Origin of the sequence: Streptomyces klenkii (assembly GCF_003626645.1) — a bacterium.
In the GTDB taxonomy this organism is placed as follows: domain Bacteria; phylum Actinomycetota; class Actinomycetes; order Streptomycetales; family Streptomycetaceae; genus Streptomyces; species Streptomyces klenkii.
On sequence record NZ_RBAM01000008.1, the window covers coordinates 162,429 to 182,046 of the forward strand.

The 19,618-nt window shown below is 73.0% G+C and carries 19 protein-coding genes; 11 read left to right on the plus strand and 8 right to left on the minus strand.

Annotated elements, in window-relative coordinates; all coding sequences use genetic code 11:
* The first annotated feature begins 38 nt into the window (after positions 1–38).
* Positions 39–1,247, plus strand: a complete 1,209-nt coding sequence (locus tag D7231_RS20630; RefSeq protein WP_120756959.1) for a winged helix DNA-binding domain-containing protein — start codon at positions 39–41, stop codon at positions 1,245–1,247.
* 212 nt (positions 1,248–1,459) lie between these two features.
* Complete coding sequence (locus D7231_RS20635) at positions 1,460–2,011, plus strand: RICIN domain-containing protein (RefSeq protein WP_147449769.1); 552 nt, start codon at positions 1,460–1,462, stop codon at positions 2,009–2,011.
* A 60-nt stretch (positions 2,012–2,071) separates the two neighbouring features.
* Here D7231_RS20635 and D7231_RS20640 read toward each other — a convergent pair whose 3' ends face one another.
* Positions 2,072–2,419 (minus strand): DUF6247 family protein, encoded by a 348-nt coding sequence (locus D7231_RS20640; protein WP_120756961.1) that lies wholly within the window; start codon positions 2,417–2,419, stop codon positions 2,072–2,074.
* A 67-nt stretch (positions 2,420–2,486) separates the two neighbouring features.
* Entirely contained in the window at positions 2,487–3,227 is a 741-nt protein-coding gene (locus tag D7231_RS38535; protein ID WP_120756962.1) for a helix-turn-helix domain-containing protein, read from the minus strand.
* A gap of 251 nt (positions 3,228–3,478) precedes the next feature.
* Here D7231_RS38535 and D7231_RS20650 point away from each other — a divergent pair, with 251 nt between their 5' ends.
* The 3 genes from D7231_RS20650 (at position 3,479) to D7231_RS20660 (ending at position 5,966) form a co-directional block, all read left to right on the plus strand.
* Positions 3,479–4,144 (plus strand): DUF4097 family beta strand repeat-containing protein, encoded by a 666-nt coding sequence (locus D7231_RS20650; RefSeq protein WP_120756963.1) that lies wholly within the window; start codon positions 3,479–3,481, stop codon positions 4,142–4,144.
* 80 nt (positions 4,145–4,224) lie between these two features.
* Positions 4,225–5,184: an ATP-binding cassette domain-containing protein gene (locus tag D7231_RS20655; protein WP_120756964.1), complete on the plus strand. Its 960-nt coding sequence runs from the start codon at positions 4,225–4,227 to the stop codon at positions 5,182–5,184.
* A complete protein-coding gene (locus tag D7231_RS20660; protein WP_120756965.1) occupies positions 5,181–5,966 on the plus strand; it encodes an ABC transporter permease in 786 nt (261 codons plus the stop codon). The genes D7231_RS20655 and D7231_RS20660 overlap by 4 nt, the downstream gene beginning before the upstream one ends.
* Before the next feature lie 7 nt (positions 5,967–5,973).
* Here D7231_RS20660 and D7231_RS20665 read toward each other — a convergent pair whose 3' ends face one another.
* The 3 genes from D7231_RS20665 to D7231_RS20675 form a co-directional block, all read right to left on the minus strand.
* Positions 5,974–6,882, minus strand: a complete 909-nt coding sequence (locus D7231_RS20665) for an AraC family transcriptional regulator (RefSeq protein WP_120756966.1) — start codon at positions 6,880–6,882, stop codon at positions 5,974–5,976.
* Positions 6,883–7,001: 119 nt separating this feature from the next.
* Positions 7,002–7,427, minus strand: coding sequence for a VOC family protein (locus D7231_RS20670; protein ID WP_120756967.1), 426 nt, complete (start codon positions 7,425–7,427; stop codon positions 7,002–7,004).
* A 2-nt stretch (positions 7,428–7,429) separates the two neighbouring features.
* Positions 7,430–8,986, minus strand: a complete 1,557-nt coding sequence (locus D7231_RS20675; RefSeq protein WP_120756968.1) for an MFS transporter — start codon at positions 8,984–8,986, stop codon at positions 7,430–7,432.
* A 115-nt stretch (positions 8,987–9,101) separates the two neighbouring features.
* Between D7231_RS20675 and D7231_RS36225 the strand changes: the two genes are divergently transcribed.
* Complete coding sequence (locus D7231_RS36225) at positions 9,102–9,794, plus strand: TetR/AcrR family transcriptional regulator (RefSeq protein WP_158673789.1); 693 nt, start codon at positions 9,102–9,104, stop codon at positions 9,792–9,794.
* An 84-nt stretch (positions 9,795–9,878) separates the two neighbouring features.
* Here D7231_RS36225 and D7231_RS20690 read toward each other — a convergent pair whose 3' ends face one another.
* Together D7231_RS20690 and D7231_RS20695 are read right to left on the minus strand one after the other, a co-directional pair.
* Positions 9,879–11,186: a M64 family metallopeptidase gene (locus D7231_RS20690; RefSeq protein ID WP_241999819.1), complete on the minus strand. Its 1,308-nt coding sequence runs from the start codon at positions 11,184–11,186 to the stop codon at positions 9,879–9,881.
* A gap of 172 nt (positions 11,187–11,358) precedes the next feature.
* Positions 11,359–12,702 carry an alpha/beta fold hydrolase gene (locus D7231_RS20695; protein WP_120757163.1) on the minus strand — a complete coding sequence of 448 codons (1,344 nt, stop codon included), beginning with the start codon at positions 12,700–12,702 and terminating at the stop codon, positions 11,359–11,361.
* A 300-nt stretch (positions 12,703–13,002) separates the two neighbouring features.
* Here D7231_RS20695 and D7231_RS20700 point away from each other — a divergent pair, with 300 nt between their 5' ends.
* The 3 genes from D7231_RS20700 (at position 13,003) to D7231_RS20710 (ending at position 16,752) form a co-directional block, all read left to right on the plus strand.
* Complete coding sequence (locus D7231_RS20700) at positions 13,003–14,385, plus strand: helix-turn-helix domain-containing protein (protein ID WP_241999820.1); 1,383 nt, start codon at positions 13,003–13,005, stop codon at positions 14,383–14,385.
* A 490-nt stretch (positions 14,386–14,875) separates the two neighbouring features.
* The gene (locus D7231_RS20705) at positions 14,876–15,616 is read left to right on the plus strand and encodes a response regulator (protein ID WP_120756972.1); all 741 of its coding nucleotides are present in this window, start codon (positions 14,876–14,878) and stop codon (positions 15,614–15,616) included.
* On the plus strand, positions 15,613–16,752 hold the full coding sequence (locus D7231_RS20710) for a sensor histidine kinase (RefSeq protein ID WP_241999821.1): 1,140 nt from the start codon (positions 15,613–15,615) through the stop codon (positions 16,750–16,752). The genes D7231_RS20705 and D7231_RS20710 overlap by 4 nt, the downstream gene beginning before the upstream one ends.
* Before the next feature lie 95 nt (positions 16,753–16,847).
* On the opposite strand, the gene D7231_RS20715 is transcribed toward D7231_RS20710, so the two are convergent.
* Entirely contained in the window at positions 16,848–17,255 is a 408-nt protein-coding gene (locus D7231_RS20715; protein ID WP_043190871.1) for an STAS domain-containing protein, read from the minus strand.
* A gap of 478 nt (positions 17,256–17,733) precedes the next feature.
* Between D7231_RS20715 and D7231_RS37665 the strand changes: the two genes are divergently transcribed.
* Both D7231_RS37665 and D7231_RS20720 read left to right on the plus strand, forming a co-directional pair.
* Complete coding sequence (locus D7231_RS37665) at positions 17,734–18,300, plus strand: sigma-70 family RNA polymerase sigma factor (RefSeq protein ID WP_228774067.1); 567 nt, start codon at positions 17,734–17,736, stop codon at positions 18,298–18,300.
* Positions 18,297–19,559 (plus strand): maleylpyruvate isomerase family mycothiol-dependent enzyme, encoded by a 1,263-nt coding sequence (locus tag D7231_RS20720; RefSeq protein ID WP_241999822.1) that lies wholly within the window; start codon positions 18,297–18,299, stop codon positions 19,557–19,559. The genes D7231_RS37665 and D7231_RS20720 overlap by 4 nt, the downstream gene beginning before the upstream one ends.
* The last annotated feature ends 59 nt before the right edge of the window (positions 19,560–19,618 follow it).

Sequence of the window (19,618 nt, forward strand, 5' to 3'; positions counted from 1 at the left end):
GACGGATTCCGTCCTCTATCCCCTCTACGCTCGCCCCCATGAACCGCCGCCCCCGTGCCGCCGCCGCCCGCATCTCCGACGACCAGCGGCGCGCCCGCCTCGCCCGGCGCCACCTGCTCGACCCGGCGCACCGGGCCGGTTCGACCGAGGAGGTCGCGGATGCCCTGGTCGGGCTGCACGCCACGGACGCGGCGACCGTCTACCTCTCCGCCTGCGCACGGCTGGCCGAGCCCTCCGCGGGCGACGTGGACCGGGCGCTGTACGAGGACGTGTCCCTGGTCAAGCTGCTGTCCATGCGGCGCACGCTCTTCGCCGTCACCACGGACCTCGCCCCGTACGTGAGCTCCTCGACCGCCCGCGCGATCGCGCTGCGCGAGCGGGCGACGCTCCTCAAGCACCTGCGCGAGAACACCGAGGGGCACGCGCCCTGGGACGAGCAGCGGCTCGCCCGCACCGAGCGGGAGGTGCTGGACGCGCTGGCCGCGCGCGGCGAGGCCACCACCGCGGAACTCAGCAAGGACGTGCCCGCCCTGCGCGAGACGCTGCTGATGTCGCCGGGCAAGCCGTACGAGGCCCGGCAGAGCGTCGGCAGCCGGGTGCTGCGGATGCTGGCCGCGGACGGGCACCTGCGGCGCGCCCGGCCGCGGGGTTCGTGGACCAGCAGCCTCTACCCGTGGGCGCCGGTGCCGCAGATCCCCGAGATGGACGTGCGCGAGGCGAAGGCCGAACTCGCGCGGCGCTGGCTCGCCGCGTACGGGCCGGCCACGGAGGCGGACCTGAAGTGGTGGACGGGCTGGACGCTCGGCGACACGCGGCGGGCGGTGGCGGACGTCGGTGCGGGTGAGGTGGAGCTGGCGCGCGGGGAGACCGGCTACGTCCTGGCCGGCGACGACCTGGACGACGACCCCGCCTCGGCCCTCGCTCCGTGGGCCGCGCTCCTGCCCGGCCTGGACCCGACCGCGATGGGCTGGCGCGGCCGCGACTGGTACCTCTCCCCCGACCACGTCCCCGCGCTCTACGACCGCGCCGGCAACGTCGGCCCCACGGTGTGGTGGAACGGCCGCATCATCGGCGGCTGGGCGCAGCGTGCGAACGGCGAGATCGTGTGGCGGCTGCTGGCGGACGCGGGCGCCGAGGCGGGGGCGGCGATCGCCGCCGAGGCCGAGAGGTTGTCGGCGTGGCTGGGCCCCGTACGGGTCACGCCCCGCTTCCGCACGCCGCTGGAGAGGGAGCTGGGGGTGGGGTGACGGGGGTGGGGGACGGGGGTGGCGCGGTGGCGCCCTCTCGGCCCGGAAATCAACCGGCGGGGCGGGACGGCACGGCGTACAAGTGTGCTGAGAGCGCAGCAGTCCGCACGCCTCAGCGACCGTGGCCTTACTTCGGCTGGTTTTGGCGCTGCTGGGCACCGCTTCCACCGGCCAGTGTGACGGCCATCGTCCGCCGGAGAAGGGTGAAGACCATGCGCGGTCGCAGTTGGCTCGTCGTCGCTGTCGCAGCACTGACCGCCACGCTGGGGTCTACGGGAGTCACCAACGCTGCGCCCTCCCGTGAGAGACCCGTGGCGGAGGGGCAGCAGTTCGCCGACTTCAACACCTTCGTGTCCCGCTACAGCGGCCGTTGCCTCGATGTCGCGAACGGCAGCGTCCGGGACGAGGCGAATGTCCACCAGTGGGCTTGCGAGGGCGTCGCGAGCCAGAGTTGGAGATTCATGCCGGCCGGTGACGGCTACTACTACATCGTCGCTAAGCACAGCGATCTGTGCCTCGACGTCGACACCCGCGCGGCCAACGGCGACTACGGGGGCAACGTGCACCAGTACCGCTGCTGGGGAGGCAGGAACCAGCAGTGGCGACTGGACTCCATCGGTGACGGCTACTACTACGTGGTTGCGCGGCACAACAACAAGTGCCTGGACGTAGACACCCGCCCCGGCAATGTGAACGGCGCCAATGTCCACAACTGGACCTGCTGGGGCGGAAACAACCAGATGTGGAAGATCAACCCGATCTAAGCCCGTCGCGAAGCAGGTCCCGCAACGGACTACTCGCACCAGGTGATGCTGTCCGCTCGTTCACAGGCCGGCTTCCCTCTCGGCCGCCTCGCGGATGGCAAGGATCTCGGCGAGCGCGTCGTGGGGGTCGGCTTCGCCTGCGTCCACGGTCCGCTCCAGTTCACTGAGTCTGGCGGCACGCTCGGGATGGCGTTGGATGGCGACGAACACGGCCCAGGAGTGGACGAACGCCCGTAGCGGAGCCAGGCTGCTGGTCTTCTGAGCGTTGGTGGTGGCCTCGAACAGGTGCTGCGTCAGAGCAGGGATACGGCTGGGAGCGATCTTGGTGACCGCGGCCCGCAGGGCATCAGGCGTCAGCTCCGGCATCGGGATCAGCGGCGCGTAGGGGCCGTTCGGCTGCTCACTCATGATCGTCCTCCAAGGCGCGGCAGGCTCCGGACTGCACCGTACCGGCTCAGGTGCGCACCGTACCGGCTCACGACGGCTGTCCATCGGCTGACCGCGGTTCGGGTTTGGTGTGGAGGACCTCGCGGGCCTGGTCCGCGGCGCGGAGCATGCTCTCGCCGACGAAGTCGACGAAGCGGGCGATGTTTTCGAGGCGGACGGCAGCCTGGGTGCCGGGGCCGAGGAGGGTGACGCCCTGCCGCGCGGTCTCGGCGAGCTGGGCGTGGGACCGGGCGGCGGCGACCATCCCCTGGTACCAGACGTCGCCGTCGGCGACGTAGCGGTCGCGGCGGCGTTCGTCGCGTTCGCGGCGGATGAGGTCCATGCTTTCGAGGAGCGTGGTCGCCTTGGAGATCGACGCGGGGCTGACCTGGAGGCGCTGGACGAGTTCGGACGCGGTGAGGCTGCCCGCGTCCGAGGTGTAGAGGCAGACCAGCACCCGGGCCATCATCTTGGGCAGGCCCTGCTGCATGAGGAGGGTCGTGAACGCCTCCTCGTACTCGCGCACCGCCTCGGCGTCGCGCCCCTGGACGTGCGGAGGCGCCTCCGCCCCCCGGGGCGCGGCCTGCCTGCGCCGGTGGGCGCGGCGTTCGGTGGCGCGGTGGGCCAGGTCGGCACGGTAGGCGGTGGGGCCGCCGTTGCGCATGACCTCGCGCGTGATGGTCGAGGTCGGGCGCTCCAGACGTCTGGCGATCTCCGCGTAGGCGAGGTCGTCGGCCAGCCCCAGCGCGATCTGCTGGCGTTCCTGCTGGGTGAGCCTGCCTCCCGGCATCGCACTCTCCTTCTTGGTCCGTGACCCCTGGTCGTCCGCCCGTGGCACCTCCAGCATAGCGTTCACCTTCAGGCCATTGCAACGCACAGGCGTCGGACGTTGCGTTAGATTCAGAGTCGTTGCAACGAAATCCCCACTCTGACCTGCATAAACAACAATTCTTCGCAACGAGCCCGTTGCCAGATCTTCGAACGCAACGTAGCTTTTCCATCGTCAGAAACGACGAAGACACCACGCGAAGGAACACCGCCGTGCAGAAGTTCGACACCACCGCCCCGATCTCCGCCATCCTCGACATCCCCGCCGGTCTCATCCAGCTCATCGCCTCCGACCGCACCGACACCACCGTCGACGTCCGGCCCGCCAACGCCGCCAAGAACCGCGACGCGAAGGCCGCGGAGGAGATCGAGGTCTCCTACGCCGACGGCGTCCTGCGGATCGAGGCCCCCGAGGCGAAGAACCGGATCCTCGGACACTCCGGGTCCGTCGAGGTCACCGTCCAGTTGCCCGCCGGCTCCCGCGTCGAGGGGAAGGCCGGCGCCGCCGAACTCCGCGGCGTCGGGCGGCTCGGCGACGTCGTCTTCACGGGGGGCTACCGCTCGGTCAAGCTCGACGAGGCCGCGAGCGCCCGCCTCGCCGCCCACGACGGCGACGTCTCCGTCGGCCGCCTGGGCGGCCCCGCGGAGATCAGCACCCAGCGGGGCGACATCCGGATCAGCGAGGCCATGGGCGGCACCGTCACCCTGAGCACCCAGTCCGGCGACATCTCGGTCGGCGCCGCCCGCGGCGTCTCCGCCGCCCTGGACGCCGGCACCGCCTACGGCCGCATCAGCAACGCCCTCAAGAGCGACGGCACCGCCGCACTCAGCATCCGCGCCACCACCTCCCACGGCGACATCACCGCCCACAGCCTCTGATCCGCATCCGGCCCGCAGCCTCTGATCCGCACCCCCGCCCCCACCCGCCCCGCAGCCTCCTCCGGAAGAGAGCACCCCTCATGACCAACCTGGCCATCGCGGCGCACGGGTTGCGCAAGTCCTACGGCGACAAGACCGTCCTCGACGGCGTCGACCTGGCCGTCCCGGAAGGAACGGTCTTCTCCCTGCTCGGCCCGAACGGCGCCGGCAAGACCACTGCCGTGAAGATCCTCTCCACCCTCATCGGCGCCGACGCCGGCGACCTCCGCGTCGCCGGACACGACCTCGCCACCGCCCCGCAGGCGGTCCGCGCCGCGATCGGCGTCACCGGGCAGTTCTCCGCCGTCGACGGCCTGATCACCGGCGAGGAGAACATGCTCCTCATGGCGGACCTGCACCACCTCTCCAGGCGCGAGGGGCGGCGGGTCGCCGCCGGGCTGCTGGAGCGCTTCGGCCTCACCGAAGCCGCGAAGAAACCCGCCTCCACCTACTCCGGCGGCATGAAGCGCCGCCTCGACATCGCGATGACGCTGGTCGGCGACCCGCGGATCATCTTCCTCGACGAGCCGACCACCGGCCTCGACCCGCGCTCCCGCCACAACATGTGGCAGATCATCCGCGAGCTCGTCACGGGCGGCGTCACCGTCTTCCTCACCACCCAGTACCTGGAGGAGGCCGACGAACTCGCCGACCGCATCGCCGTCCTGAACGATGGCAAGATCGCCGCCGAAGGCACGGCCGAGGAGCTCAAGCGGCTCGTCCCCGGCGGCCACGTACGGCTCCGCTTCACCGACCCGGCCGCGTACCGGAGCGCCGCCTCCGCCCTGCGCGAAGCCGCCCGGGACGACGAGTCCCTCACCCTCCGGATCCCCGGCGACGGCAGCCAGCGCGAACTGCGCTCCCTCCTCGCCCGGCTGGACTCCGCCGGCATCGAAGCCGACGAGCTGACCGTGCACACCCCCGACCTCGACGACGTCTTCTTCGCCCTGACCGGCAGCGACACCGCCCCCGACCACCAGCCCAAGGAGACCGTCCGATGAGCTCCCTCTCCCTCGCCGTGCGCGACTCCTCCACGATGCTGCGCCGCAACCTCCTGCACGCCCGGCGCTACCCGTCCCTCACCCTGAACCTGCTGCTCACCCCGGTGATGCTGCTCCTGCTCTTCGTCTACGTCTTCGGCGACGTGATGAGCGCGGGCATGGGCGGCGCCGGCCGCTCCCAGTACGTCGCCTACGTCGTCCCCGGCATCCTCCTCATGACCATCGGCAGCACCGTCATCGGGGCCGCGGTGTCCGTCGCCACCGACATGTCCGAGGGCATCATCGCCCGGTTCCGCACGATGGCGATCCACCGCAGCTCCGTACTCATCGGGCACGTCATCGGCAGCGTCCTCCAGTCGATCGCCGGCGTGGTCCTCGTCGGCGCCGTCGCCGTCGCCATCGGCTTCCGGTCCACGGACGCCACCGTCCTGGAGTGGCTGGCGGCGTTCGGGCTGCTCGTGCTCTTCGCCCTGGCGCTCACCTGGATCGCGGTCGGCATGGGCATGGCCAGCCCGAACGCCGAGGCGGCGAGCAACAGCGCCATGCCGCTGATCCTCCTGCCGCTCATCTCCAGCGCGTTCACCCCGATCGACGCGATGCCGGGCTGGTTCCAGCCGATCGCCCAGTACCAGCCGTTCACGCCCGCCATCGAGACCCTGCGCGGCCTGCTGCTCGGCAGCGGGATCGGCAACAACGGATGGCTCGCCGTCGCCTGGTCCGTCGGCCTGGCCGCGCTCGGCTACTTCTGGTCGACGTCGAAGTTCCGCGACGACCAGAAGTAGCCGCGGCTCAGGCCGTCGCCCTCGCCACGGGAATCCACAGCTCCGCGTCCGCCTGAGCCTCCGCGTCCGCCGTCTCCTGGGAGACGCGGACGCGCAGGATCTCCGGCCCCGGCCGGCTCCGGTACGGGTTGGACGGGAACCACTGGGTGAAGACGTCCCGCCACAGGTGCTGGAGCGCCTGCGGGAACGGGCCGGAGCTCTCGAAGACCGCCCACGCACCCGCCGGCACCGTGAGCGCGTCGAAATCCTCCGGTACGGAGGCGGAACCGGTCACCACGCCGTGGTAGTAGTCGAATTCGGTTCCCTCGGCCCGGCTCGGGTCGAGGTCGTCGCTCACCGCTACGATCCCCGCCGGCTCCTGATCGGACAGCGCGGAAATGCGCCCGATCGTCTCCTGATCGATGCTCCGGATGAAATCGGCGAGCGCCGGGTTCACCCCTTCATGGACCAGGGGAGCACGGACCTTCTTTCCGGCCACACGGAACTCCGCCTTTTCCACAACCCGGTATCGCATACTGCTCCTTCCCTCAACAACGAGACGGAAGGAGATCCGCTGCTGGGACCGCAGAGAGGCACCGCCCCGCCGGGCCTCGCCCGGGCCCACGCCGTGCACAGCACGGAACGCACGCGCAAACGCCTCACCCGAGCCGTAGCCGTAACGCACCGCGATCTCCAGCAGCGTCCGCTCTCCGGCGAGGACTTCGGCACCCGCCACGGTGAGCCGCCTGCGCCGGATGTACTCCGACAGCGGCATCCCCGCCAGCGCGGAGAACATCCGGCGGAAGTGGTACTCCGACGTCATCGCGATCCGCGCCAGCACGGCCACGTCGATCTGCCGGTCGCCGTGGCGGTCGAGTTGCGACTCGTCGAGACACGACTCGATGTGTTCCAGCGCCTCGTTCAGCCGGTCCAGCACTGCGGAACTCCTTCCCTTTACGTCGTTCACATTAGGAAGGCGGCGTGCTCCCGGACCCGACATCCTGTGCCCGGTCCGGTCAGTTCCGTTCCGTTCCGATCGGTGCGACGGCCGGACCCCTACCCGGCCGTCACCACCCCCGACCGTACCGACGGCTTGTCCCCGTACGGCGTCGTCATGAATTCGATGGCGCACGTGCCGCCCGGGTCGAGGAGGTACACCCCGCGCCCGCCGTACTCGTCGTTGACCTCGCCCTCCACCTTCAGCAGCGGATCGGCCCAGAACGGCACCTCCCGCTCCGCGATCCGGCCGAGTATCGCGTCGAACTCCTCGTCCGTGACGAGGAAGGCGATGTGGCTGCGGTTGATTCCGGCCGGGGCCACCAGGTCGTCGAGGAAGTCGATGCCGACCCCGTTCGCGCTGGTGACCTGGGTGAAGCGGCCCCATTCCAGCGGGGCGGGCGCGGCCATCAGCCAGGCCAGGAATGCGCCCGTCTCCCGGCGGTCCTTGACGTGGACGATGAAGTGGTTCAGTTCGTTGGACACGTTCAGCCTTTCCTTTTCCTTGGAAACCGGTTGGTCTCTCGCCGGTTGTTTTCCCGCCGGTTGGTCTCTTGGCGACCGCGTTCCCTCAGCCGCGGCAGCGCCAGCGCCCCCGCCCCCGCGGCCGCCGTGCACGCCGCTCCCACCAGCAGCGCCCTGCCGTATCCCGCCGCTCCCCCGCCCGCGTGCGCGGCCACCGTGCCGAGCATGGCCAGGCCCAGTGCGCCGCCCATCTGGCGGGACGTGTTGACCAGGCCGGAGGCCAGTCCCGCCTCGTGCGGTGCCGTGCCGCTGGTGGCGGCGGCGGTGACGGGCATCAGGGACAGGCCCGCGCCGAGGGTGGCCAGGACGAACGGGCCGAGGACGTCCCTCACGTAGTCCCCGTCCCCGTGGGCGCCGATCCGCGACAGCCACAGGAATCCCGCCGTGCTGATCGTCATCCCCGTGAGGATGAGCGGGCGGGGGCCGGTGCGGGCGATGAGGCGGGTGGAGATCTGTGCGCCGGCGACGATGGCGGCCGAGCCGGGCAGGAAGCACAGCCCGGCGACGAGGGCGCTCTCTCCGAGGACCTGCTGGAAGTACAGGGAGAGCATGAACCACATCGAGAACGCGGCCGCGCCCATGCACAGCACCAGCAGGTTGGCGGTGGCGACGGTGCGCCGCCGCAGGGTCGCGAGCGGGACGAGCGGGTGGGCGGCCCGCCGCTCGACGGCCACGAAGGCCGCGAGCAGCAGCACCCCCGCCACCAGTGAGCCCCACACCGCCCACGCGCTCCACCCGTGCGTCTCGCTGGCGACGGTGCCGTACACGAGGGCGGTCAGGCCCGCGGTCACCGACACGGCGCCCGGGATGTCGAGACGGCGCAGCCCACCCGCGGCCCCGGCCTCCCCGGCCGGCTTCCTCGCCGCGCCCCCGGCCGCCTCCGCAGCCGGTACGCAGAGCATCGCCGCGGCCAGCAGCCCCGCCCCGATGGGCACGTTGACGAACAGCACCCACCGCCACCCGGCGTACTGCGTGAGCACGCCGCCGACGACGCCGCCCACCGCGCCTCCCGCCGCCATGACCGCGCTCCAGGCGCCCATGGCCCGCGTACGGGCGGCGGGTTCGGTGAAGGTGCGCATGATCAGCGTGAGGGTGGCGGGCGCGAGGACCGCGCCGCCGGCGCCCTGGACCGCGCGGGCGGCGATCAGCAGGGAGCCCCGGGAGGCGAAGCCGCCCGCGAGGGAGGCGAGCGTGAACGCGGTGACGCCGGCGAGGAAGGCGCGCCTGGTGCCGACGAGGTCGGCCGCGCGTCCGCCGAGGAGCAGCAGGCCGGCGAAGGCGAGGGTGTAGGCGTTGACGATCCACTGCTGGCCGGCCGGGCCCAGCCGGAGCTCGGCGCGCATGGCCGGGAGGGCCACGTTCATGACCGACACGTCGAGGATGACCATGAACTGGGCCGTGCAGGCGATCACGAGGATCGCGGTCGTGGCGCGTGCGGACGGTGGCCGGCCGGTCCGGGACCGGCCGGCCCCGCGTATGACGGGGCGGGGCTGGGGTGACGAGGGGTCGGCAGCTCGCATGGCAGTGACGTCCTCCGGCAGTGGGTGGACCAACAGCGGGTGGACCTCAAAAGTAGAGGTGCTCCAAAAATGTAGCATCTCTATTTCTACTTGCCGCACGGCTATCCTGGGATGCATGACCACGAGCTCGACGGCCACCGCGGCCGCCCCCGCCGCACCCGCCTCCGGACTGCGCGGCCGCAAGCGCGAGCGGACCCGCCACGCCATCGCCGAAGCCGCGTTCCGCCTCTTCGCGGACGAGGGCTTCGACGCCGTGACGCTCACCCGGATCGCCGCCGCGGCGGACGTCGCCCCGGCCACCGTCTTCACGCACTACGCGTCGAAAGAGGACATCTTCTTCGGCCGCCGGCTGGAGTTCGAGCCGGGCATCGCCGAAGCCGTGCGCGGCGCGGCGACCGGGGCGGAGCTCGTCGAGCGGCTGCGCAGCGCCTGCACCGAAGCCTTCGGCACGATCCTGGCCGCGGACTCCCTCCCCCAGGCGCGCACGTTCTCCCGCATCCTGCTGGACAGCCCCTCCCTGCGCCGCAGTTACCTCCCCCTGGCCCGCGAGCGCCGCGACCAGCTCCTGTCGGTCCTGCTGGAGCGGGCGGGAGAGCGCGCCGCGGACGCGGGCGTACGGGACGAGCTGGAGACGTTCGCGTCCCTGGCCGGCGCGGTGCGGGAGCTGGGCTTCGACGCGCTGCACGCTGCGCTGGCCGCGGGGGAGCCGGCAGGGAGCGTGTTCGAGGCGGCCACGGCCGCGCTCGACCGCGGCTACGGCCGCCTCGTGCGTGCGTACGGGGACGCGCCGTTCCTGGAGGCGGCCTGACGCCGGCGGCGGGCCGTCTGCGGCTGGTGGCGCCCACGCGGCGGAGCCGCAGATTGACACCGCCCCGCGCCCCTTACGGCACGCTCAACGCGTCACCTTCCACACCAGCGACCCCTTCAGCCGCCCCCGCAGCTCCGGGTCGAGGACGGCGTCCGTGCGGTCCACCGCCCGCGCCGTCAGCGCGTGCGGGCGGGCGTCCGCCGGCACGCCGAGCGCGCGCGGGACGACCTCGGTCCGGCCGCGGGCGGCCACGACCTCCAGCCCGTCCACGTACCAGCGCACGGTGACCGTGGGCGCGGCGAGCCGGACGGTGACGCGCTCACGGCGCGAGACCGTCCCGTACGGGCCGCTGTCGCTGCTCAGCACGCTCGCGTGGCGGTAGAAGCCCGCGATCATCGCCTCGCGCCCCGGAAGGTTGAACTCCCGGCCCAGCGTGCGCATGATCGAGTTGTCGGTGGGGCGGTAGAGGCCCTTGGGGTAGTAGCCCCCGCCCTCGTACGAGCCGACGGTGCCGCCGTCCGGCGAGGTCCGGCCGATCCAGCGGTACCACTTCTGCCGCTGCTGCGACTGCTGCCCGGCGTCCAGCGTGCTGATGTTGACCTCGTGCGGCTCGGCGCCGGTGTACGTGCCGTAGTCGTCGTACTGGTACTCGTCGGCGAGCTTGCCGAGCGAGTGCCCGGTCTCGTGGACGGCGACCTGGTCGGACTTCGGGTGGTCCGACGACGCCGTGGCAACGCCGTCGTAACCGGGCCGCGAGACGACGTCGTTGTAGCCCGCGCCGCCGTATTTCGTGGAGTTGGAGAGGACGACGACGAGGTCGGCGGCGGGCGCCTTCGCCGCGTACGACTCGACGCGCGCGGTGTCGACGCACAGCAGCCGCTCGATGTCGTCGCAGAAGAAGTACGAGCGCAGGGCGGTGTCCTTCGTGACGCCCTTGGCGGGGTCATTGGTGACGCCGGACTCGCGCGAGACCGCGTCGACCGCCCACACGTTGAAGAGGTTCTTGTAGGACGCGTACGGCTCGACGGCCGACATCTTCGCCCACTTGGTGCGCACGGCGGCGTGGAAGTCGCCCTGCCGGCCGGCGGTGTAGCCGTCACCGATGAAGACGACGTCGAGCTTGGAGCCGACCGGGCCGTTGGTGACGACGGGAGTGACGTCGCCGTCGCCCTTCGCGGAGGGAAGCAGCGGGCGGGGCAGGGCGGGCGACGCGGCGATGGTGGTGTGACGGGGGTGGCCGTCGGGGCCGGTGAAGTACTCGACGTCCTGCGTGCGTTGAGGACGGCCGGGGTCGAGGTCGGGGCTCGCGGCCGCGGCGGGCGCCGTGGCCGTGGCGGCCAGGGCCGCCGCGAGGGCCAGCCCGCCGGCCGCGAGGGATATTCGTCGTCTCATAAGTCGTCTCATCAGGGGTCCTCCCGGGCTCCGCCGCCACCGGTCAGGGCATCAAGTGGCGGATTAAGTCGCTTTAATGCGCGGCTCAACGTAGGGGCCCGGGAGTCACCCGGCAATGGACGGGATCAGAGAAGGCTTGGACTCGTGACCGCCAAAGGGCTCGTCACGAACGTCACGCCTCATCCCGTACGAGCCTCAGCAGCCGGTCCAGTACGGTCCGGCCTCCCGCCCGTACGCCGTCGTGCTCGTACTCGTCCGTGACCCACGTCCGCAGCCCGCGGATCGCGCGCGCCGTGCGCAGCGAGTGCGCGGTGTCGACGTAGAGGTCGTCGTGGTAGACGGCCGCCGCGACCGGCACGGTGTTGCGGGCGAGGCGGGCCGCGTCGTAGAGCGGTGTCCAGCCCTTGCGTTCGGCGAGGAGTTCGGCGGTGCGGCGCAGCGGGCGCAGGGCGGGGTGGGTGTGCAGCATCCAGGGGTGGACGGTCTCGCCCGTGAAGAGGAAGCGGTCGCCGCCGGCACCGGGTTCATTGCCGCCATCGGCACCGGACCCGCTGTCGCCACCCGCGCCGTGCCGGTCGAACTGGGGGAACTCCGCCCGTACGCGCTCGGCCGCCCAGTGCGTCGCCTCCCCGTCCTGGGCATAAATGGCTTCGTGGAGCAACGCGTAGAGCGGGCAGTGGGCGCGGGAGAGGATCGCCGCGACCTGTTCGCCGAACGCGTCGGAGAGCCGCGGCCCGTCGGGCGTGTCCGCGAAGGCGTCCTCCAAGAGGTAGTGCAGGCGGTGCGAGCCGTCGCCGGTGCCGAGGAGGATGCCGAGCTGCTGGAAGGCCCGGACGGTCAGGTGGGTGCCGTCGGCGAGGACCTCCTCGTGCTCGGCGAGGTGAGCGGCGATGCGGCGGGCGGCGGTCTCGTCGCCGGGGTAGCGGTCGTAGTGGGCGAGGGTCTTGCGCTCCATGCGCGGGTAGGCGGCGCGGTAGACGGCGTCCGCGTCGGCGTCGAGGCCCGGGAGGCCGCCGGTGATCAGCACTTCGGCGAGGCCCTCGGGGGCGAGGGAGAGGTAGGTGACCGCGCAGAAGCCGCCGAAGCTCTGCCCGAGCACGGTCCACGGCCGGTCGCCGGTGAGCCGGCGGCGGATGTGCTCGCAGTCGCGGACGATGGCGTCGGCGCGGAAGTGCGCGAGGTAGTCGGCCTGCTGGGCGGGGGTGCCGCGGAGCGGGAGGGTCTGCCGGGTGGCGGGGGTGGAGCGGCCGGTGCCGCGCTGGTCGAGGAGGAGGACGCGGTAGTCCTCCAGGGCGCGGTCGAGCCAGCTCTCGCGGCCCACGGGGCGGCCGGCGGGGAAGCCCGGTCCGCCCTGGAGGTAGACGAGCCAGGGCAGTTCGTCGTGCTCGCGGCTCGTCGCGACGACCTCGCGCGCGTAGACCCGTATGTGCTCGCCGGCGGGGTCGTCGTGGTCGAGCGGCACGTCGAAGTGGTGGTCGGTGAGGACCAGGCCGGGCTGGCGGTGCCGGCCGGTCACCGACGGTGCCGCCGCACCGGCCCGTACCGCCGCACCGGCGGGTGCGGCGCCGAGCGCCCCTCCGCGCCTCTGTGCGCCCCCTGCGAGATCCTGCCCGGCGCGGGCATCCGGCATGTTTCCATCCTCACGTCGTCACGTAGTACCTGAAATGCGTACCTGAAATGCACCGCACACCCGAAACGCACAGCGCATCCGAACCGCACCGCGCATCCGAACCGCGCCGCTCACCTGAAGCGCACGGCGCACCCGAACTGCACGGCACACCTGAAAATGCACGGCGTAACCTACCGAGGGGCAGCAGTGGCCGAGAACAGCACCCACGGCATACGGGCTGACGGGCCCGCCGAGATCGGCCGGCGCGTGCTGCGGCTGCGGACGGCCAAGGGCCTCACCCAGCGCCAGCTCGCCGAGCCCGCCTACACCGCCGCCTACATCTCCACTCTGGAGGCCGGCCGGGTCCGCCCCTCCGAGACCGCCCTGCGCCACCTCGCCGACCGCCTCGGCACCACCGTCGATGAACTCGCCACCGGCCGCCCCGCCCACCTGGCGACGCGGCTGCGGATGCGGCTCACCGACGCCCGCCGCACGCTGGCCACCGGCGCCGCCGAGGACGCCGCCGTGCGCTACGCGGCGCTGCGCGACGAGGCGGCGGGCGCGGAGCTCACCGCCGAGCAGGCCGCCGCCCACCTCGGCCTCGGCGACTGCGCCCTGGAGACGGGCGAGCTGACCGAGGCCCGCGACCACTACGCCGCCGCCGAGGCCCTGCTGGCCGGCGAGCCGCTGCCGCGCCGCGTCCCCGCGCTGCGCGGCCGCGCCACCGCCCACCTCCTGGCGGGCGAACTGCGCTACGCCTGCTACCTGCTGGAGACCGCGCTGGACGAGCTGAACGCCTCCGGCCTGCACGACCCCGACGCGCTGCTGCTCCTCTACACGGCGTCCATCGCCCCGTATATGGACATGGGGGCGCACGCCCGCGCCGCGCACGCCGCCGAGCTGGCCCTGGCGCTGGCGCCCCAGGTGGACGACCCGGCGCTCGTCGCCGGCATGCACCGCGGCGTGGCCCGCACGCTGATCGCCGAGGGCCGCATCAAGGAGGCCGACGCCTCCCTCGCCAAGGCCCAGGAGCTCTACCAGCAGCTGCACATCCGCACCGAGCTCGCGCACTGCCACTGGATGCGCGGCTACGTCCGCGCGCAGAACGGCGACCTGGAGGGCGCCGAGAGCGAGCTGCGGACGGCGCGCGACATGCTGGCGTCGAAGCGGGCGCCGCTGTTCACCGTGCAGGTCGAGGTGGAGCTGGCCGACGTGCTGCGGCGGCGCGGCAAGACCGCCGAGGCGGAGGGGCTGCTGAGCCCGCTGCTGGCGCCGACGGCCGCGGAGTCGGCGCTCGGCGCCGAGCGCGGCGCGGTCCACGCGGGCGGCGCGCACCGGCTGCTGGGGCTGATCGCGGAGGAGCGGGGGCTGACCGAGACGGCGGAGGAGCACTACTGCGCGGCACTGTCGCTGCTGGAGCGGACGGGGGCCGCGGGAGACCTGGCGGACCTGTGCCGGCTGCTGGGGGACCTGCTGCGGCGGACGGGCCGCGTCGAGGCGGCGCTGGACGCGTACCGCACGGGCCTCGGCCACCGGGCCGCCCCCGGGACGACCACGCTGGGACCGGCACCGGCGGCGCCGCCGCTGTAACGACGGCGCCGCACGGCTCCGGCCCCTGTGAACAAAGGCATCCCCTTCCGGAGATCCGGAGAAGGGCATCCCCTCGCAAACAGGGCTCTCCCCCGGCCACGGGCCGCCGCTTGTGGGGGATGCGGCGGTCCGCGGCCGTGTGCCGCAACACCTCACTGCCGGTAGGTCAGTCCCGGCATGTTGCAGTACGGACAGCACTCTGCCGTCCGCCCGCCCCGTACGGAATCCGCCGCGGGTCCCGGCTCGCCCCCGCCGATCGGAGGGGGTACCTCCGCCGATCGGGGGGAGCCGTCCGAAGGGCGGTCGGGCGGAGCGCCACGCTCCGTTTTTGGCCATGGTTGTCCGACCGGTACGGCAGGCTGGGGGTGCGTGACCGGAACCGGACCCCCCTGAACAGGGTCTAGCCGGTCGTGAGCGCACAGAGCAGCGGCAGCAGCAGGCGTGGCATCAGTAGGTGCGACAGCAGTAGGCGTGGAAGAGGTATCGGCAGGTGATCCGTGTTGCGGTGGTGGACGACGAGCAACTCGTCCGGTCCGGGCTGCGGATGATCCTGGGCACGGCCCCGGACATCGAGGTGGTCGCCGACTGCGGCGGCGGCGAGGCCGTGGCGACCGTGCGCGACTGCGCCCCCGACGTCGTCCTGCTGGACATCCGGATGCCGGACGTCGACGGGCTGACCGTCCTGCGCGCGCTGCGCGGCGCCCCGCGCCCGCCCGCGGTCGCCATGCTCACGACGTTCGACGCCAACGAGTACCTGGCGGCGGCCCTGCGCGGCGGCGCGACCGGCTTCCTGCTCAAGGACACCGACCCCGAGCAGCTCGTGCAGGCCGTGCGGACCCTCGCCGCGGGCGGCAGCGTGCTCGACCCCGGCGTGACCCGCGCGGTGATCGGCGGCTACCTCGCCTCCGAGGCGGAGACGACGGCCGCCGAGGCGATCTCGGCGCTCACCCCGCGCGAGCGGGAGGTGCTCGCGCACCTCGGCGCGGGGCTGGCCAACCCGCAGATCGCCGAGCGGATGGGGCTCGCGCCCAGCACGGTCAAGGACCACGTCCGCGCGGTCCTCGGCAAGCTCGGCGGGCTGAACCGCGTACAGGCCGCGATCATCGCCGACCGGGCGGGGCTCGTCACGGCGCAGGGCAAGCAGCGGCCGCCGGGCGAAGGCCAGGGCCACGGTCAGGGGGCCGGTACGGGCGGCACGAGCGGCGCGGCCGGCGCGGGCGGATCCCGGTGACGGCCGCCGCGTACCTGCACCGGCTGCCCCCGCGCGTCCGCACCGCCCTCCCGATCGCCGTCCCCGCGCTGATAGCGGCCCTGGACGCCCTGCTGGTCAACGGGTCGGCGCCCGGCCTGCAATCCGGGGTGTCGCTCGCCTCCGCGGTCGCGCTGCTGTGGCGGCGGCGCTTCCCGCTCACCGTCTTCGCGGTGACGCTGGCCGGCATCTACATCGGCTACATCTGGTTCGCCCCGATGATCGCCCTGTACACGGTGGCGACCCTGCGCACCGACCGGCGGCTGCTCGTGGGGGCGGCCGCGCTGCTCGCCGCCGCGCACTTCCTGCCGTACCCGATCTCCGGGCTCTCCTTCGCCGACCGGCGCGACGTGGCCCTCCAGTTCGTCGACGCGTGCGTCACCGCGGCCACGCCCATCGCCCTCGGCCTGCTCACCCGCACCCGGCGCGAGCTCGGCGCCCGGCTGGACGAGCTGACGCGCAGCCGGGCGCGCGAGGACCGGCTCCTCGCCGACCAGGTCCTGGCCACCGAGCGCGCCCGGCTCGCCCGTGAGATGCACGACGTCGTCGCCCACCAGGTCAGCCTGATCAGCCTGCAAGCGGGCGCCGTGCAGATCAGCACGGGCGACGAGCAGGCGCGCGAAGGCGCCCGCAGGATCCGCGAGCTGTCGGTGCGCACGCTGGAGGAGCTGCGGCACATGGTCGGCATCCTGCGCGCCGCCGGGGCCGACACCGAGGAGCTCACCCCGCAGCCGCGCCTCGCGGACCTGCCCCGGCTGATCGAGCTGAGCGCGCTCGACGTGACGTACGAGAACGTGTGCGATCCGGAGGCCGTACGCTCCGAGGCCGTCGAGCGCGCGGCGTTCCGCACGGTGCAGGAAGCGCTGACCAATGCCCGCAAGCACGCGCCCGGTGCGCGGGTACGGGTGCGGCTGGCGGAGGACGCCGCGGAGAGGCTGCTGGTGGAGATCCGCAACGGACCGCCGGACGCGGCCGTACCGGCACCGGGGCTGCCCGGCGGCGGGCACGGACTGGTGGGACTGCGCGAGCGGGCGCAGAGCCTGGGCGGAACTCTTGAGGCGCACGCGACGCGGGAGGGCGGCTTCGTCGTACGGGCCGGGTTCCCGCGCGAGCACTGAGTGGATGGTGAGCCGGGCGATGAGTCGAGTGACGACCCGGGAGACGACTCGAACGGCGAGTCAGATGAGTCGGATGAGATGACCCAGGTGACGAGTCAGGCGGACTGCGCCGGCAGGGTGCCGAGGGCGTCGCCGGTGCCGTCGTGCCCCTCGTGGGTGGCCGTGGCCAGGTCCGGGTAGATCTCGAACAGACGGCGCACCCCGAGTGCGCCGAGCACCCTGTTGACGTGAGAGCCGTCCGCCGCGCCGCCCTGCGGGGGCAGGATGAGTCTCAGGCGCCCCTGACAGGAGCGCATCAGGCGGCGGGCGGCGATGAGCACGCCGACGCCGCTGGAGTCGCAGAAGCGCACCTCGGCCAGGTCCAGCACGAGGCTGCGCCGTCCGTCGGCGACCGCGTCGTGCACGCGTTGCCGGACCACCGGCGACGTCACCAGGTCCATCTCGCCGGAGACGCGGAGGACGGCCCAGTCCCCGCGCTCGGCGTCCTTCACCTTCAACGTCACGCGCTCGAAGCCCCTTCGCTCGGTCTCTCGCTCCCCGGAACGGACCTTTCCGCAGCCGTGGCTGCCCGGCGTCTCCCCTGTCTGTCCCTCGTGAAACACCGAGGGGCCCAACCGGCCCCCAACGAGCCTATGCCCAGCTCGAACCGTTAATCCCCAAAGTTCCGGTCACACCCGCATAACACATCGGCACATTCGCGCACGTACGATCCGTAACGATCGGCCAGATGTGCGGAACGTGACCGTGGCAATACCATCCGGAGCCGCTCCGCGGGGCGATCTTCACGATGTTCCCCGCAAACGCGGTCGGACTGTCGGACCCGGCCACTACATTCGAGGAGTATGTGACCGTGGGCACAAGCGCGGTGCGGCACGGCGCCGTGCATGAGTGCGACGGACACGCTTGCGGACGCCTTTACGGGCACACTGACAAACACACTTTCGGCGATCGACGGACCGGCGGCGGAGCGGAGGGGCAGCCATGGCGACCGACGGAGCACCACCCCGGTGGGACCGGAAGATGCAGCAGCGGCTCGCGCACGGCGAGGCGGCCGCCCTCGGCGAGCTCTACGACCGCTTCGCCTCCCTCGTGCACACCCTCGCCCATCGCGTCCTGGAGGACGAGGCCGCCGCCGACCGCGTCACGCGCGAGGTTTTCGGCCACATCTGGGAGCACCCCGGCGACTTCGACCCCAAGGAGGGCTCGCTGCGCTCCTGGATCGCCGGGCTCACCCACCGTCAGGCGGTCGAGCGGCTGCGGCAGTCCCAGAGCGAGGGGGCGGCCACGCCCGAGGAGATCGAGGAGAAGGTGCGGGCGGCGTCCGCCGCCGCCCGCGCCGACTACATCGTCACGTCCATGCCGGCCCCGCTGCGCGCCGCGCTCGACCTCGCCTACCTGCGCCGCCTCGACTACCGCAGGGCCGCGGCCCAGCTCGGCGTCACGGAGGACGAGGCGCGGCGCCGCCTGCGCCTCGGGCTCCAGCTGCTCTCCACGGCGCACCGCGGACCGCGCGTGGTCGCGCCGCCGGCGCACGGAGGGGCACTGTGAGCGAGGAGCTCGGCCGGGGCGGCGCGGGCCCGCACGGCGGAAACGGCGCTTCCGGTCCGCCGGGGCGGCCGCGGATACCGCTGCCGCGGACGGCGGCGGAGGACGGCCCGCGCTGGCCGGAAGCGGCCCCTCTCCCAGCCCCAGCCCCTCCCCCTGAAACGGTCCCGACGTCGCACAAGGTCCTCAAGTCCCTCCTCGGCGCGTGGGCGCTGGCCGCCTGCTCCCCCGAGGAGACCGCGGCCGTCGAGGCCCATCTGACCGACTGCGCCACCTGCGCGGACGAAGCCGTACGGCTGCGCGAGGCCGTCGCCCTGCTCCACCCGGAGGACAATCTGGGCCTCGACCCGCGGCTGCGCTCCCGCGTGCTCGCCTCCTGCCTGGGCCGCCGCCCGGCCCGCGTCCCGGTGCCCGCGTGGGCCGCTCCCTACGACGCGGAGACCGCCCGCCTCGACGCCCTCCTGCACGACATCGGCGAGGCGGAGTGGCAGGCGCCGGTACGGCTGCGCTGGTTCGACGGCGAGCGGCCCGCCGGGCGGGACACCACGGTGGCCGCGGTCATCGGCCACCTCACGGCCGTCGACGGCCTCGTCGCGAGCGCGCTGGGCCTGCCGGACCCGCTGGGGGACGGCACGGGATCCCCCGCCGAGCGCACGGAAGCACTGTGGGCGGCACGGTCCGCGACGCCGCCGGGTGCGGTGCGGGCCGAGTGGCGGGAGCAGGGCCGCGCGCTGATACGAAGCGCGTCGTTCGCCGACGACGAGGCGGCCGGCCTGGCCGTCTCATACGGCCCGTCCACGCTCCCCGTGCGCGACGCGTTCCTCGACCGGGCCTTCGAGTGCTGGATCCACGCGGAGGACATCGCCGGCGCCGTGGACTACCCCTACCGCCCGCCGTCACCCGGCCACCTGCACGAGCTGGTCGGCCTCGCGGCCCGCATGCTCCCGGCCGCGATCGCCGCCCGCCGCCGCGCGGGCCTCGCCCCGCCGGCCCGTGCCCTGGCCCTGGCGGGCGCGCCCGGCCGCTCCCTCCACCTGGAGGTGGAAGGCAGCGGGGGCGGCCACTGGCACATCCCCCTGGACTCCCCGGCGGCCACGGCGCCGCCGGAGACCGAGGTCGCCCATGTGGCCCTGGACGCGACGGAGTTCTGCCGGCTGGCCGCGGGCCACGTCCATCCGGAGGACGCGGCGGCGGGCCAGTCGGGCGACCGCGAGGCGATCCTGGACGCGCTGTACGCAACAGCGTCACTGTCGCGCATGTAAAAGCGGCTGTGGCCCGCCCGCATCGAGGATGCGGGCGGGCCACAGCCGTTCACAAAGAA